Annotated in this window: 13 protein-coding genes and 2 pseudogenes; 13 read left to right on the top strand and 2 right to left on the bottom strand. The window is 38.7% G+C overall.

Going from position 1 to position 15,305, the window contains the following annotated elements; all coding sequences use genetic code 11:
* The first annotated feature begins 202 nt into the window (after nt 1–202).
* The 6 genes from sufC to sufB all read left to right on the top strand — a co-directional run bounded on the left by sufC (nt 203) and on the right by sufB (nt 6,605).
* Nucleotides 203–979 (top strand): Fe-S cluster assembly ATPase SufC, encoded by a 777-nt coding sequence (gene sufC / locus A3IA_RS0107000; RefSeq protein ID WP_018380612.1) that lies wholly within the window; start codon nt 203–205, stop codon nt 977–979.
* A 7-nt stretch (nt 980–986) separates the two neighbouring features.
* On the top strand, nt 987–1,505 hold the full coding sequence (locus tag A3IA_RS0106995; protein WP_018380611.1) for a GNAT family N-acetyltransferase: 519 nt from the start codon (nt 987–989) through the stop codon (nt 1,503–1,505).
* Nucleotides 1,506–2,768, top strand: coding sequence for a Fe-S cluster assembly protein SufD (sufD, locus tag A3IA_RS0106990; protein WP_018380610.1), 1,263 nt, complete (start codon nt 1,506–1,508; stop codon nt 2,766–2,768).
* Nucleotides 2,769–3,439: 671 nt separating this feature from the next.
* Nucleotides 3,440–4,660: a cysteine desulfurase gene (locus A3IA_RS0106985; protein ID WP_018380609.1), complete on the top strand. Its 1,221-nt coding sequence runs from the start codon at nt 3,440–3,442 to the stop codon at nt 4,658–4,660.
* Entirely contained in the window at nt 4,647–5,081 is a 435-nt protein-coding gene (sufU, locus tag A3IA_RS0106980; protein ID WP_018380608.1) for a Fe-S cluster assembly sulfur transfer protein SufU, read from the top strand. Before A3IA_RS0106985 ends, sufU begins: the two co-directional genes overlap by 14 nt.
* Before the next feature lie 114 nt (nt 5,082–5,195).
* Nucleotides 5,196–6,605 (top strand): Fe-S cluster assembly protein SufB, encoded by a 1,410-nt coding sequence (gene sufB, locus A3IA_RS0106975; RefSeq protein ID WP_018380607.1) that lies wholly within the window; start codon nt 5,196–5,198, stop codon nt 6,603–6,605.
* A gap of 739 nt (nt 6,606–7,344) precedes the next feature.
* Here the strand turns inward: sufB and pbp3 are convergent.
* Entirely contained in the window at nt 7,345–8,577 is a 1,233-nt protein-coding gene (pbp3, locus tag A3IA_RS0106970; RefSeq protein WP_018380606.1) for a D-alanyl-D-alanine carboxypeptidase PBP3, read from the bottom strand.
* A 173-nt stretch (nt 8,578–8,750) separates the two neighbouring features.
* Between pbp3 and A3IA_RS0106965 the strand changes: the two genes are divergently transcribed.
* From A3IA_RS0106965 to A3IA_RS13090, 6 genes and pseudogenes are all read left to right on the top strand, one after another.
* Nucleotides 8,751–10,409 (top strand): peptide ABC transporter substrate-binding protein, encoded by a 1,659-nt coding sequence (locus tag A3IA_RS0106965; RefSeq protein ID WP_018380605.1) that lies wholly within the window; start codon nt 8,751–8,753, stop codon nt 10,407–10,409.
* 112 nt (nt 10,410–10,521) lie between these two features.
* Nucleotides 10,522–11,436 (top strand): ABC transporter permease, encoded by a 915-nt coding sequence (locus A3IA_RS0106960; RefSeq protein WP_018380604.1) that lies wholly within the window; start codon nt 10,522–10,524, stop codon nt 11,434–11,436.
* A gap of 10 nt (nt 11,437–11,446) precedes the next feature.
* Complete coding sequence (locus tag A3IA_RS0106955) at nt 11,447–12,478, top strand: ABC transporter permease (protein ID WP_018380603.1); 1,032 nt, start codon at nt 11,447–11,449, stop codon at nt 12,476–12,478.
* Between the two features lie 14 nt (nt 12,479–12,492).
* Nucleotides 12,493–13,539: an ABC transporter ATP-binding protein gene (locus A3IA_RS0106950; RefSeq protein ID WP_018380602.1), complete on the top strand. Its 1,047-nt coding sequence runs from the start codon at nt 12,493–12,495 to the stop codon at nt 13,537–13,539.
* On the top strand, nt 13,539–14,474 hold the full coding sequence (locus A3IA_RS0106945) for an ABC transporter ATP-binding protein (RefSeq protein WP_018380601.1): 936 nt from the start codon (nt 13,539–13,541) through the stop codon (nt 14,472–14,474). Before A3IA_RS0106950 ends, A3IA_RS0106945 begins: the two co-directional genes overlap by 1 nt.
* Before the next feature lie 167 nt (nt 14,475–14,641).
* Nucleotides 14,642–14,807, top strand: a pseudogene (locus tag A3IA_RS13090) (transposase); the annotation flags it as partial.
* Here the strand turns inward: A3IA_RS13090 and A3IA_RS13465 are convergent.
* A pseudogene (locus A3IA_RS13465) lies at nt 14,792–14,965 on the bottom strand (helix-turn-helix domain-containing protein); the annotation flags it as partial. The pseudogenes A3IA_RS13090 and A3IA_RS13465 sit on opposite strands and share 16 nt — an antisense overlap.
* A gap of 94 nt (nt 14,966–15,059) precedes the next feature.
* On the opposite strand from A3IA_RS13465, the gene A3IA_RS0106935 reads away from it, so the two are divergent.
* The coding region (locus tag A3IA_RS0106935) for a helix-turn-helix domain-containing protein (protein ID WP_018380599.1) at nt 15,060–15,305 on the top strand (246 nt) is incomplete at its 3' end.

Genomic DNA, 15,305 nt, shown 5'->3' with positions numbered 1-15,305 from the left:
TTTGTTGGCTTTTTTTGTTACAATAAAATAGATTGAAAAAATTGTCTGTAAATTCAATTATGAAGTCATAATACTCAATGAAAGAAAATCAAAATCAGACTAGGCGACACAGATAGCAGATAGAACTGAAGTCTATCAAATCAAGTCAACAAGGTCTAAATTTGATTTTCAAAGAGTATCAACACCTAAAAAAGGAGTAGTCATGTCTGTACTTGAAATAAAAAATCTTCATGTGTCTATCGAAGATAAAGAAATCTTAAAAGGTCTCAACTTGACCCTAAAAACAGGTGAAATTGCAGCCATTATGGGACCTAACGGAACTGGGAAATCAACCCTATCAGCTGCTATCATGGGAAATCCCAATTATGATGTTACAGAAGGTGAAATTCTCTTTGATGGTCAAAATATCTTGGAGCTTGAAGTGGATGAGCGTGCCCAGCTAGGTCTTTTCTTAGCCATGCAGTACCCTTCTGAAATTCCAGGCATTACCAATGCTGAATTTATCCGCGCAGCTATGAATGCTGGTAAAGAAGATGCGGATAAAATTTCTGTCCGAGATTTTATTACTAAATTGGATCAAAAGATGGAACTTCTTGGTATGAAAGAAGAGATGGCAGAACGTTACCTTAACGAAGGTTTCTCAGGCGGTGAGAAAAAACGTAATGAAATCTTGCAACTTCTGATGCTTGAGCCTAAGTTTGCCCTTCTTGATGAAATTGACTCAGGTCTTGATATTGATGCCCTAAAAGTGGTGTCAAAAGGGGTTAATGAAATGTGTGGCGAAGGTTTTGGCGCCATGATTATTACCCATTACCAACGCCTGCTTAACTACATCACACCAGATGTGGTTCATGTGATGATGGAAGGTCGTGTGGTTCTTTCAGGCGGTCCTGAATTGGCAGAGCGTTTGGAAAAAGAAGGTTACGTTAAAGTAGCAGAAGAACTGGGCATCGATTATCACGAAGAGATTGAAGGATAAGCATGGAATGATAGATTTTCAAAGTTTGTCAAAAAACTATGAGATTCGTCTCTTGACAGAATCAGATAGTCAAGATGTTTTACAGTTGTATAATACCAATCCTTACTATTTTAAACATTGCCCACCAGTACCGACGCTGGCATCAGTTCATATGGATATGACCAAGCTTCCTCCCAATATCAAACCTAAAAATAAGTATTTTCTTGGGTATTTTGATAAGGCAAAGCTGATTGCTGCGTTGGATTTGGTAGAAGGCTATCCAGATTTGCACACGGCGTTTATCGGATTGTTCATGCTGGATAGGGAGTATCAAAGTAGGGGAATTGGTAGTCGCTTGATAAAAGAAGCGGTATTTCAATTAGTACAAAGCTTTGATAGAGTTCGGCTAGGGTATGTGGCAACGAATGAAGTTGCTGCTAATTTCTGGACGAAGCAAGGCTTTGTTCCGACAGGTGAGACGTCAAAGACAGACTGCTATGAAATCATTCTTGCGGATTTTTTAGGAGATAAGAAGGATAAACAATAAATGACAAAAGAAATGATTTTGGCTTTTTCACAAACTAAAGCTGAACCCATCTGGCTGCAAGAACGTCGCCTAGCTGCTTTTGCTAAACTAGAAGAGTTACCCTTGCCGACCATTGAGCGTGTTCGATTTCATCGTTGGAATCTTGGGGATGGCACAATTTTTGAAAATGACTTTTCAGCCAATGTTCCTGATTTCACAGCCTTGGGAGACAATCCTAAACTTGTTCAGCTAGGCACGCAAACTCTCCTAGAACAATTACCAGCAGAACTCATTCAAAAAGGGGTTGTTTTTACGGATTTGGCATCTGCTTTGGAAGAAATCCCAGAGGTTGTTGAGGAGAACTTTGGGGCGGCTCTTGCTTACGATGAAGACAAACTAGCGGCTTACAACTATGCCTACTTTAATAGTGCCGCTGTTCTATATATTCCAGATAATATGGAAATCAAGACACCTCTTGAAGGCATTTATCTACAAGACAGTGACAGCAATGTTCCTTTTAATAAACATGTTCTGATTATTGCTGGTAAAAATAGCAAATTCAGCTACATCGAACGTTTCGAAAGCATTGGCAATCAAACTGAAAAAACAAGCGCTAATATCTCTGTTGAAATTATCGCAGGTAGTGGCAGTCAAGTCTCCTATTCAGCTATTGATAGGCTGGGCGAAAATATAACAGCCTACATCAGCCGTCGTGTTAAACATGATAATGATAGTTCAGTAGACTGGGCAATGGGTGTCATGAATGAAGGACACGTTATTGGTGATTTTGACTCAGACCTTGTTGGAAGTGGAAGTCATGCTAATCTTAAGGTTGTTGCTGCATCGTCAGGACGTCAAATCCAAGGGATTGATACCCGAGTGACTAACTACGGTCGTAACTCTGTTGGTCATATTCTACAACATGGGGTTATTTTAGAGCGTGGCACACTGACTTTTAATGGTATTGGTCATATTGTTAAAGGAGCGAAAGGCGCAGATGCTCAACAAGAAAGTCGCGTCCTAATGTTATCAGACAAGGCTCGTTCGGATGCCAATCCTATTCTTTTAATTGATGAAAATGAAGTTACGGCTGGCCATGCCGCTTCGATTGGTCAAGTCGACCCAGAAGATATGTATTACCTCATGAGTCGCGGTATTGATCAGAAAACAGCAGAACGCTTGGTGATTCGTGGTTTCTTGGGAGCTGTTATTACAGAAATTCCAAGTAAGGAAGTTCGTCAAGAATTGATTAGCGTCCTTGATAGTAAGTTGGACAAACGATAAAAAATAAAACGCATGGTAGCCTAGCCATCGGTTTTGAATTGCCCCAAGATAAGGCTAAAAAGTAATTTGTGCTTAGACAACCAAGCGGCTTTAACTAAGGGACTATGGAAGCATTTTGCTGTTGAAAAATAGCTTTTGAAGAAGGACAGGTTATGTCGCGCGAAACAATCGATCAAACAATCGCTGAAGGGAGCCCCCTAGCGCCTTATTCACAAAGCTCATACTCTTCGAAAATCAAACTCAGACCTTGTTGACTTAATTTGATGAACTTCAGTTCTATCTGCTATCTGTGTCGCTTAGTCTGTTTTTGATTTTCATTGAGTATCAAACAGCTGACGTTCTCATTGTCAAGATAAAAGGCAATCATGGAGACTAAGAAATTATCTTTACTTAACCAAAAAGATACAGTAAAGAAACTGGATTAGCAATTTGGACAGCTGTGGAACACCCTTATCCTGAAATCGAGTTTTGAGAGACGCTGATACCCTTATGTTGAGCAACGAAATGTTTATTTTTATGTTAATCGTTGTAGTCTTCGTATTGTTGAATGTTACAACAGATTCAAACGTGATCTCCATGAAATAAACTGAAATGTACAAAAGCCGAAAGAGAATAGTCTCCTGTTAGGAGCTTTACGATTTGAAAAGAGAATGAAATGATTGAGAAAAACAATGTTTGAAAGTATAAGATCTGATTTTCCTATATTAAATCAAAAAGTGAATGACGAAGCTCTAGTCTATTTGGATAATGCTGCAACCAGCCAAACACCACAGCCAGTTCTAGATGCCATTATGGACTATTATCATGAAGATAATGCGAACGTGCACCGCGGCGTCCATACCCTAGCTGAAAGAGCCACTTACAAATATGAAGTCAGTCGTCAGAAAGTGGCTGATTTTATCCATGCTAGCTCGTCACGAGAGATTATATTTACCAGAGGCACAACTACTAGCCTTAATTGGATTACGCGTTTTGCTCGCACTGTTTTGCAGCCAGGAGACCAGATTCTTATTTCCATCATGGAGCATCATGCCAATCTAGTTCCTTGGCAAGAAGCTTGTCGTGCAACTGGAGCAGAACTCGTTTACCTTTACCTTAAAGATGGTATTTTGGATTTAGACGATTATCAAAACAAACTCTCTTCAAAGACGAAGTTTGTTAGTCTAGCCCATGTTTCTAATGTCTTAGGCTGCCTTAACCCTATCAAAGAGTTAACAGAGATGGCTCATCAAGTCGGTGCTTACATGGTTGTAGACGGGGCGCAAGCAGCTCCTCATTTGCCAATTGATGTTCATGAATTAGATTGTGATTTCTACGCTTTTTCTGGTCATAAGATGATGGGGCCGACTGGTATTGGCGTTCTCTACGGTAAGGAAGATATTCTCAATCTCATGGATCCGCTAGAATTTGGTGGTGAAATGATTGATTTTGTGCATGAACAAGAGTCAACTTGGAAAGAATTGCCTTGGAAGTTTGAAGCAGGTACGCCTAATATAGCTGGAGCTATCGGTTTGGGAGCCGCTATTGATTATTTGAATGATTTGGGGATGGCATCTGTTCATTCTCACGTCCAAGCTTTAGTTACCTATACGCTACCCAAACTTCAAGCAATCGAAGGGGTTACTGTCTACGGTTCGAAAGATCCAAGTAATCATATCGGTCTCATTTCGTTTAATATAGAAGGCATTCATCCTCATGATGTTGCAACTGCCTTGGATTATGAAGGAGTTGCTGTTCGTGCGGGGCATCACTGTGCACAACCACTTATTCATTATCTGGGGATTTCATCTGCTCTTAGGGCTAGCTTTTATGCCTATAATACTTACGAAGACTGCGATCGACTCATTGACGCTATCATAAAGACCAAGGAGTTTTTTAATGGCACTCTCTAGTTTAAATAATCTTTACATGACTTTGGTTACGGAACATTCTAAAAGCCCACATCATTTTGGGCAACTAGAAGGTATTGAAGCTATTCAACTGAACAACCCAACCTGTGGCGACGTTATTTCCCTAACCCTTGCCATGACAAACAATAAAATTGAAAATATTGCTTTTTCCGGTCATGGCTGTGCTATTTCAACAGCCTCAGCCAGTATGATGACAGATGCTGTTATGGGAAAAACAAAAGAAGAAGCCCTAACTTTAGCAGATATTTTCTCAGAGATGGTTCAAGGAAAAGAAGATTCTAAACAAGAAGCTCTAGGAGATGCCGCCTTTATGGCGGGCGTCTCAAAATTCCCACAGAGAATCAAGTGTGCGACCTTAGCTTGGAATGCTCTTAAAAAGGCCATCGAACGCAGTGAAAAGTAATCGCGGCACCCAAATTCGTCATTAAACTGTTTTATTAATCATGTAGAAGTAAACAGACATCTCATTTAGAATCCCCTTAGAAACCGTTTATAGCAAGAATAGAAAGGAAAAATCATGTCTGAAAAAGTAGAACCAAAACCTATTGATTTAGGTGAATACAAATTTGGTTTTCATGATGATGTTGAACCAATTTTATCAACAGGAAAAGGCCTAAGTGAAGAGGTAGTTAGAGAATTATCCGCTGCTAAGGGAGAGCCAGAATGGATGTTGGAATTCCGCCTCAAATCACTAGAAACTTTTAATAAAATGCCTATGCAAGAGTGGGGGCCTGATTTATCAGACATCAATTTTGATGATATTATTTACTATCAAAAGCCCTCTGATAAGCCAGCACGTTCATGGGAGGATGTGCCTGAAAAAATCAAAGAAACCTTTGAACGTATTGGTATTCCAGAAGCTGAGCGAGCCTACTTAGCTGGAGCTTCGGCCCAGTATGAATCAGAAGTTGTTTATCATAACATGAAGGAAGAATTTGAGAAACTAGGCATTATTTTCACAGATACTGACTCAGCTCTCAAAGATTACCCCGATCTCTTCAAACAATACTTTGCTAAGCTGGTACCGCCAACAGATAACAAGTTAGCTGCCCTTAACTCAGCAGTTTGGTCAGGAGGAACCTTCATTTACGTCCCTAAAGGAGTTAAGTGCGATATTCCGCTTCAGACTTACTTCCGTATTAACAATGAAAATACTGGTCAATTTGAACGTACCTTAATCATTGTAGACGAGGGAGCAAGTGTGCACTATGTGGAAGGCTGTACAGCCCCAACCTACTCCTCTAATAGTCTCCATGCTGCTATTGTTGAAATCTTCTCACTTGAAGGTGCCTACATGAGATATACGACCATTCAAAACTGGTCTGATAATGTCTATAACTTGGTGACCAAACGTGCCAAGGCTCTTAAAAATGCTACAGTTGAATGGATTGACGGTAACCTCGGTGCTAAAACAACCATGAAATACCCATCTGTTTACTTGGACGGAGAAGGTGCGCGTGGTACCATGCTCTCCATTGCCTTTGCCAATAAAGGACAACACCAAGATACAGGTGCTAAAATGATTCATAATGCTCCCCATACTTCATCATCGATTGTTTCAAAATCAATCGCCAAAGGTGGAGGCAAGGTTGATTATCGTGGTCAAGTTACCTTTAATAAAAAATCTAAAAAATCAGTGAGTCATATTGAGTGTGATACCATCTTGATGGATGATATTTCAAAATCAGATACCATTCCATTCAATGAAATTCATAATTCTCAAGTAGCCTTGGAACATGAAGCTAAAGTTTCAAAAATCTCAGAAGAACAGCTCTACTACCTCATGAGTCGTGGTTTATCTGAATCAGAAGCAACTGAAATGATTGTCATGGGCTTCGTTGAACCCTTCACCAAAGAGCTTCCAATGGAGTATGCCGTTGAATTGAATCGCCTTATTTCCTACGAAATGGAAGGGTCTGTCGGATAATTTATTTTCTTATAGACTAACATCATAAATAAAAAAAGCCGCTATCTAGCGAACTTTTCAAATTGAAGACAAACCTCAGTTTTGAGGTTTGTCTTTTTCTACTATTTGTCAAGCCTATTAAGGCTTTAAAGCGTTATTATCTCACAATCCAGTAGTAAAAGCAGTGTAACTGTACTGTTTTGATGGTTTGATAGCGTCATAAGGGCGTGCCAAAAGAACACCTTATTTTGTGATTTTTGGGATAAAATGTATCGTTCGAATGAGACGATGCGTAGTGGCGATTACATGCGGTTTCGTTGAAGCTACTTGCGATTGCCTTTTTTGTCTTCCGAAAACGATAGTCAAATGACTTAACTTTTAGACAAGGAACTGAGACGCGGACATTGCTTATACTCAATGAAAATCAAAAGCAGACTAAGCGACACAGATAGCCGATAGAACTGAAGTTCATGAAATCAAGTCAATAAGGTCTGCTTTTGATTTTCGAAGAGTATGAATACGGCAAGTTCGAAAGTGACCGCGTATCAAGGTTAATTCAAAAGGCTATACTAGAGGTGTTAGTGGTTCTGTAGAGTTTCTAGCGTGGTATAAAAAATCCTCCTAAAATGATAAGATAGAAATGTTTTCCCCGTCACTCTATCATAATCACAAAGGAGGTATCTCACATGAAAAATTAATCAAGGTTTATCACATGCTATGTATAGTTGTAACTATCACATTGCTTTCACACCTATTCTGCTTATAAATGTTCATTGACATAAGTAACAAAATGATTCCACCAAACCTTTAAGAAGAAACTTCGTTCAACTGGCGTTTTGGTTTCAGCAGCCACTCTTGGAAGATTACCCAAATAGCCATCTCCGACAAGATTCTTATCTTTGAAAATAAAGTTGCCGACCTTGGTCTTACTTTGTACAGGCGCAGTCAATTCGTTTTGATTAGATTGAAAAATAATCTTCGATTTTTGGTTAATCGGACGAATGATAGTCAGGTCTTTGGCTGCAATAGTTTTGACTGTTTTTACCTTTCCGTCACGAACAGAAACCTTGCTATCATCAACTGTTTGCCCTTTTTTCAAAATAGTCTTTTTCTCATAATTAGCAAGAATATAATCTAAAATCTCATTTGTTGCTTTAAACCGAGCTAACTCATCTTTCTCAGCATTCTCAGCGTCTAAAACGACAGTGATGATACGCATCCCATTTTCAGTAGAAGTTGCTACGAAAGAAGCGCCGGATTTTTTCGTGGTTCCAGTTTTTAAGCCATCAACACTAGAACGGTAGTAGGGCATATCTTCTAACATATAATTATGGGTTGTCATCAAGCTACCATCGAAATCAGCACTTCCTTGTTGGCTGACTTTAATGAGGTTAGGATAGTCCTTGATGATATGCTGTGTAATAATGGCAACATCCTTTGCACTCATGATATTTTCGTCGGTTTTTTTAGAACCAGGATAAATATGATCGCCCAAGACTTCATTATTGAGTCCAGAAGCATTAACTAACTTGGCGTCTTTAATGCCCCAATCCTTTAATTGTTGAGACATCATATCAACAAATTTTGGCTCACTACCTCCGATATGCTCTGCAAGAGCAATCGCTGCGCTATTAGCACTGGCTATCATTGAAGCATTTACCAAATCTCTAACTTTATATTTCCTAGCTTCCATAGGGACATTACTAGCTTCTGGATTGACAGTCAACTGATAAGGATAATCAGAAATCTCAACTTCGGTATCCCAAGTCAAATTGCCCTTGTCAATTTCTTGATAAACCATATAAACAGTTAAAATTTTAGTAATAGAAGCAATGGCATCTGGAGTTGTCGCATCTTTCTCATATAAAATTTTACCAGTATTTGCTTCAACAGCGATAGCATGCTCAGCCTTAGCCTTGAATTCATCTGCGGTTGCATCTGAGGTTAGAAGTGAAGCTAATAAGATACACAGAAGAATGATTAATTTTTTCATTTTTTGTCTCCAAGAACGTCGAAAACCTATATTTTTTAATTACCTAAACATTATAACATAACTGAAAAGCCAAAAATTCAGAAAAATTTTTTTAAATAGCGCTTTCCATTTTTAGTCAATTTATGTTATAATACCCCCTATAGAAAGAATTGCTTCGCATAGGAGGACATCGTATGTCAATGTTTTCAAAATCAAATTGGAAGCGTGTTGGTTTAGGGGCGGTTGCTCTGACATCAACAGCTGTATTAGTCGCTTGTGGTGGTGGAAAGTCATCATCAAATTCAGATAAGAGTGTTATCAATTGGTCTATTCCAACTGAAATCAACACATTGGACTTATCTAAGAATACAGATACCTATTCAAATATAGCGATAGGTAACTCAGGTAGCAACCTGCTTCGTCTTGACGGTAAAGGTGGTACAGAGCCAGACTTGGCTAAAAAAGTTGAAGTATCTGAGGATGGTCTCACTTACACAGCGACCCTTCGTGATGGACTTAAATGGTCAGATGGAAGTGATTTGACTGCGGAAGACTTCGTTTATTCATGGCAACGTATTGTAGATCCTAAAACAGCTTCTGAGTACGCTTACCTTGCAGCAGAATCACATCTTGAAAATGCTGACAAAATCAATGCAGGTGACGAAAAAGATTTGAATAAACTTGGTGTTAAAGCTGATGGGAACAAGATTATTTTTACTTTGACAAGCCCGACACCTCAGTTCATGGAGTATCTCGCTTTTACAAACTTCATGCCTCAGAAGAAAGAGTTTGTTGAAAAAACAGGAAAAGACTATGGAACAAATTCTGAGTCACAACTTTATTCTGGACCATATAAAGTTGAAGGCTGGAATGGATCTAATAACAAATTCAAACTTGTTAAAAATAAAAACTACTGGAATGCTAAAAATGTAAAAACTGAAACGGTAAACATTCAAGTTGTTAAAAAACCAGATACGGCTGTACAAATGTATAAACAAGGTGACTTAGATGCAGCTAATATCTCAGGTACAACAGCAATCTATAATGCTAATAAAAATAGTAAAGAACTTGTAACTGTACCAGAAGCGACATCAGCATATATGGTTTATAACCAAACCGGTGAAGTTAAAGCCTTAGCAAATGAAAATATCCGTAAGGCTTTGAACCTTGCAACAAATCGTGATGGAGTTGTAAAAGCAGCGGTTGATACAGGCTCAAAACCAGCAACTGCATTAGCGCCTACCGGATTAGCAACATTAGAAGATGGCACAGATTTAGCTAAACATGTTGCTCCGGGTTACTCATATAATGCTAAAGAAGCTAAAAGATTGTTTGAAGCTGGCTTAAAGGAGATTGGAGAAGATAAACTAACAATTACTGTTACATCTGATGCAGACTCTCCAATTGCAAAAAATACGTTGGATTATTTAAAAACAACTTGGGAAGATGATCTTCCAGGGTTGACCGTTGAAGAAAAATTTGTACCATTCAAACAACGTTTAGAGGATACGAAGAATCAAAACTTTGAAGTTGCTATAGCCCTTTGGGGTGGTGATTATCCGGAAGGATCAACATTCTATGGAATGTTCACATCTGATGCCTCATATAACTACGGTAAATTCACAAGTGAAGAGTATGATAAGGCATATGAAGAAGCAATTGGTAAAAATGCTTTAGATAAAAAAGCTGCAGCTGATAATTACAAAACTGCTGAGAAAGCACTTTATGACCATGCTTACTATAATCCATTGTATTTCCGTAGCACAGAGTCATTACAAAACCCAGCTATCAAGGGTCTTGTTCGAAATTCAACTGGTTTGACAACTGACTTTACACATGCTTATAAAAAATAATTTAGATAACTAGAATGACTAAATAGCAGCAAGAATTGGAATTTCCAATTCTTGCTTTTATTGCAGGAAAAAGTTTTTCCTGCAATAAAAGCAAAAGAAAAAAGGAACTATTATGATAAAATACATTCTAAAACGCCTGGCCATACTTTTGATAACCTTATGGGTTGTAATTACGCTTTCTTTCTTCCTCATGCAGGTAATGCCAGGAACACCCTATAACAACCCCCGCTTGACAGATGAGATGATTGCTTTGATGAATAAACAATATGGGCTTGATAAACCAGTTTGGCAACAATATGTAAAATATCTTTTTGATATTTTACAAGGAGATTTTGGGACAAGCTATCAATCAATCAACCAGCCTGTGTCACGTATGCTTAGCCAAAGACTTGGTGTATCTGTTCAACTTGGTCTACAAGCTCTAATAATAGGTATTGGTAGTGGACTAGTTGTGGGGGCTATTTCTGCTCGTAATAAGAATAATAAAATTGATGGCTTTCTTAGTATTGTTTCAACAATGGGGATCTCAGTGCCTTCTTTCATTATTGGTCTTTTGCTTCTTGATTACTTAGGATTTAAATGGCAATTGTTGCCACTTTCTGGCTGGGGAACATTTGCACAATCTGTTTTACCTACATTAGGTTTAGCAATCCCAATTTTTGCTCAAGTGACTCGCTTCTTCCGTAGTGAGATGATCGAAACTTTGAACTCTGACTATATTCAATTGGCTCGCGCTAAAGGTTTGACTGTTCGTCAAGTAACAAACAAACATGCCTATCGTAATTCAATGATTCCAGTATTGACCTTGGTGGGGCCACTGGCTGCAGGTGTCTTAACTGGTTCAGCCTTGATGGAAAGAATATTCTCTATCCCAGGTATTGGTCAATTATTCGTTACAGCAATTCCGACAAAAGACTACCCAGTTATTATGGGAACAACAATTGTCTACTCTGTAATGTTAATGGTAGCTATTTTAGCGACAGATATCATCATTAGTATTGTTGATCCTCGCGTTCGCTTGCAGTAAGGAGAGTAAAATGGCAGACAAACATCAAACATTCAAACTTGTTGGTGCTGGATCATCTAGTACTCAAGAAAAAATTGAAAAGCCAGCACTATCCTTCTTTCAGGATGCTTGGCGTCGACTTAAAAAAAATAAATTAGCAGTTGTGGCAATGTGGTTTCTTGTCCTTTTGATGGTTTTTTCTCTAACTTCAACTTTGTTTGTGAAGCAAAAAGATGCAAATTCTTTTAATTCAAAGGAAGTTACCATCTATCGAAATTTACCACCTAAAATTAGCGACAACTTACCATTTTGGAATGGTGAGATTGTTTACTCTGGAAATACAGAAGCTAATGATGCGTACGCAGATCAAGGTGTTCCAGAAGATAAAAAGTTTGCCCTAGGAACGGACACCCTTGGTCGTAGTTTAGGTAAACGCATCATCGTAGGTGTTCGTATCTCACTTTTGGTAGCCTTGGCCGCTACTGCCATTGACCTCATTATCGGGGTAACTTATGGTTTGATTTCAGGTTATGTTGGTGGAAAAGTCGATACAGTGATGCAACGTATTATTGAGGTTGTATCATCAATTCCAAACTTGGTTATTGTTACTATGCTTGGTCTTTTGCTTGGGAATGGAATTCTTTCAATCATTATTTCAATCGGTCTTGTTGGTTGGACCTCAATGGCCCGCCAAGTACGCAATCTAACGCTTTCTTATCGTGAACGTGAATTTGTTCTTGCAGCTCGTTCCCTTGGTGAAACTGGTGGTAAAATAGCATTCAAACACATTTTACCCAATATTTCAGGAATTATCATTGTTCAAATTATGATGACCGTCCCGAGTGCGATTATGTACGAAGCGGTTCTATCTGCGATTAACCTCGGTGTTAAACCCCCAACAGCTTCACTTGGATCATTGATTTCAGATGCCCAAGAAAACTTGCAATATTATCCATATCAAGTATTACTTCCAGCTCTTGCTCTTGTTATCATTTCCTTAGCATTTATCTTGCTTGGTGATGGTTTACGTGATGCATTCGATCCAAAATCAAGTAACGACTAAAGGGGGAAATGAGTATGATACAAGAAAATATCTTAGAAGTTAAAAATCTTCATGTTGATTTCCATACTTATGCTGGTGAAGTCAAAGCAATTCGTGAAGTTAACTTTGAACTAAAAAAAGGTGAAACTCTTGCAATTGTAGGTGAGTCTGGTTCGGGTAAATCTGTAACCACTAAAACTCTTATGGGATTGTCAGCAAAAAATGCTGAAATTTCTGGTGATATTCTTTTTAAAAACCGTAATCTCAATGATTTGAAAGAGGAAGATTGGGTTAAAATTCGTGGCAATGAAATTGCCATGATTTTCCAAGATCCGATGACAAGTCTTGATCCAACGATGAAAATTGGTATGCAAATTGCTGAACCGATTATGCTGCATGAGAAAGTTCCCAAAAAGGAAGCGTTGGATCGTGCGCTTGAGCTAATGAAGAGTGTTGGTATCCCAAATGCGGAAGAGCATATTAATGATTATCCACACCAATGGTCAGGTGGTATGCGGCAGCGTGCAGTAATCGCTGTTGCGTTAGCTGGCGAGCCTGAAATTCTGATTGCTGATGAACCAACAACAGCACTTGATGTGACCATCCAAGCTCAAATCTTGAACTTGATGAAAGATATTCAACAAAAAACGTCAAGTTCTATTATTTTTATCACTCATGATCTGGGTGTTGTTGCTGGTATGGCTGATCGTGTTGCAGTTATGTATGCAGGTAAAATCGTTGAGTATGGTACTGTTGATGAAGTCTTCTATAATCCACAACATCCTTATACTTGGGGGCTATTGAATTCAATGCCTACTACTGATACAGCTGCGGGTGCACTTCAGTCAATTCCAGGAACGCCCCCTGATTTGTTGAATCCCCCAAAAGGGGATGCCTTTGCCGCACGTAATGAATTTGCTTTGGACATTGACCATGAAGAAGAACCACCAATGTTTAAGGTGTCAGATACACACTATGCAGCAACGTGGCTATTGGATGAAAGGGCTCCTGAAGTAACGCCTCCACCGCAAATACTAAAACGCTGGGCTAAATGGCAAGAAAAAAATGGAGGGCCTAACTAATGGAAAACACCAGAAAAAAATTAGTGGAATTAAAAAATGTTTCCCTCACATTTAATAAAGGGAAATCCAATGAAGTTAAAGCTATCAATAATGTTAGTTTTGATATCTATGAAGGCGAGGTCTTCGGATTGGTTGGTGAATCTGGTTCAGGTAAAACGACAGTTGGTCGCGCTATCTTGAAGCTTTATGATATTAATGAAGGTGACATTATCTTTAATGGAGAAAAGGTCTCACACCTTAAAGGTAAGGATCAGCATAGTTTCCGGAAACAAGCTCAAATGATTTTTCAGGACCCACAGGCCAGTCTTAATGGACGTATGAAAATTCGTGATATTGTTGCTGAGGGATTAGATATTCATAAACTGGTTTCCTCCAAAACGCAACGTGATGAAAAAGTTCAGCATCTCTTAGATTTAGTTGGCTTGAACAAAGATCACTTGACACGTTATCCACACGAATTTTCAGGTGGACAGCGCCAACGTATTGGCATTGCCCGGGCGCTTGCTGTCGAACCTAAGTTTATCATTGCGGACGAGCCCATATCTGCTTTGGATGTTTCTATTCAAGCTCAAGTTGTCAACTTAATGCAAAAATTGCAACATGAGCGGGGGCTGACCTACCTCTTTATTGCCCATGATTTATCAATGGTAAAATATATCTCAGATCGCATCGGTGTTATGCATTGGGGGAAAATGTTGGAAATTGGAACTTCGGAGGATGTCTATAATAACCCAATCCACCCATATACTAAGAGTCTTTTATCAGCTATCCCAGAACCAGATCCTGAAAAAGAACGAGAGCGTGTGCACCAAGTATATGATTCAACAGCAGAATTAGATGGGCAAGAGCGCACCATGCATGAAATAACACCAGGTCACTTTGTGCTTGCAACTGAAGAAGAGGCGAAAACCTTTAAACAACAATCAAAAAAATAAAATAAACATACTAAGATTAGTAGTGAAGAAAAGTTCGACGGAACTGAGCAGCTCCCTGTCAAATGGACAATGAAATAAGGCTCATTTCTACCATTTGTTGAATCGGTTACACTAAACTAGACAGAATTTATAAAGTGTTCTATAGTAATCAAAAACAGGAGAAATTTATGTCTAGAAAAGTACGTCGTCAATTCACAAATGATTTTAAACAACAAATCGTTGACCTTTCGCAATGCAGGTATGAAACGTAGCGAGCTTATCAAAGAATAGGATTTAACACCTTCAGTCTTTGATAAGTGGGTCAAACAAGCCAAAACAACTGGTTGGTGGAAACGGTGCAGTTCATCGTTTTTGTACCAGCTCCACCATGTTCTAACTTGACTTTTATTTTTGATTCCTAAGGTTTCCATAATCACCTTAGTCGACTTACCTGATTTTTTCATTTCAATACAGCATAGTTTTGTTTCTAGAGAATGTGCTTTTTTGACCATAAGAAAACACTCCTAATTCTATTATGATATACTCCCCATATAGTAGACAGTGAAAAAATAAAAATTCACTCGAAACTATAAGGGGAGTTTTCCTATGTCCAAAAGAAGTCCAAAATCAGTAGAAGAAAAATTAGAAGTTGTTCGCTTACTACTTAACCAAGAACAGTCGCTTACCCAACTCAGTAAACAATATCAGGTCGATGATCAAACAATCCAGTCTTGGAAAATGAAATATGAGAAGTTCGGAATCGACGGTCTTAGGGAGAGTCGAACTCGGAAACACTATTCGTCTGAGTTAAAAGAACAAGCTGTTCAAGACTATCTAGCTGGTAAAGGTTCC

Origin of the sequence: Streptococcus thoraltensis DSM 12221 (assembly GCF_000380145.1) — a bacterium.
Classification (GTDB): Bacteria; Bacillota; Bacilli; order Lactobacillales; family Streptococcaceae; genus Streptococcus; species Streptococcus thoraltensis.
This window is presented reverse-complemented; position numbering and strand designations above follow the sequence as displayed.

What these genes read in the sequence shown, in the direction of transcription:
- sufB (WP_018380607.1), top strand. Translation starts at nt 5,196, where the DNA reads ATGTCTGAAAAAGTAGAACCAAAACCTATTGATTTAGGTGAATACAAA.
- sufD (WP_018380610.1), top strand. Translation starts at nt 1,506, where the DNA reads ATGACAAAAGAAATGATTTTGGCTTTTTCACAAACTAAAGCTGAACCC.
- sufU (WP_018380608.1), top strand. Translation starts at nt 4,647, where the DNA reads ATGGCACTCTCTAGTTTAAATAATCTTTACATGACTTTGGTTACGGAA.
- A3IA_RS0106985 (WP_018380609.1), top strand. Translation starts at nt 3,440, where the DNA reads ATGTTTGAAAGTATAAGATCTGATTTTCCTATATTAAATCAAAAAGTG.
- A3IA_RS0106955 (WP_018380603.1), top strand. Translation starts at nt 11,447, where the DNA reads ATGGCAGACAAACATCAAACATTCAAACTTGTTGGTGCTGGATCATCT.
- A3IA_RS0106960 (WP_018380604.1), top strand. Translation starts at nt 10,522, where the DNA reads ATGATAAAATACATTCTAAAACGCCTGGCCATACTTTTGATAACCTTA.
- A3IA_RS0106995 (WP_018380611.1), top strand. Translation starts at nt 987, where the DNA reads ATGATAGATTTTCAAAGTTTGTCAAAAAACTATGAGATTCGTCTCTTG.
- sufC (WP_018380612.1), top strand. Translation starts at nt 203, where the DNA reads ATGTCTGTACTTGAAATAAAAAATCTTCATGTGTCTATCGAAGATAAA.
- A3IA_RS0106965 (WP_018380605.1), top strand. Translation starts at nt 8,751, where the DNA reads ATGTCAATGTTTTCAAAATCAAATTGGAAGCGTGTTGGTTTAGGGGCG.
- pbp3 (WP_018380606.1), bottom strand. Translation starts at nt 8,577, where the DNA reads ATGAAAAAATTAATCATTCTTCTGTGTATCTTATTAGCTTCACTTCTA.
- A3IA_RS0106950 (WP_018380602.1), top strand. Translation starts at nt 12,493, where the DNA reads ATGATACAAGAAAATATCTTAGAAGTTAAAAATCTTCATGTTGATTTC.
- A3IA_RS0106945 (WP_018380601.1), top strand. Translation starts at nt 13,539, where the DNA reads ATGGAAAACACCAGAAAAAAATTAGTGGAATTAAAAAATGTTTCCCTC.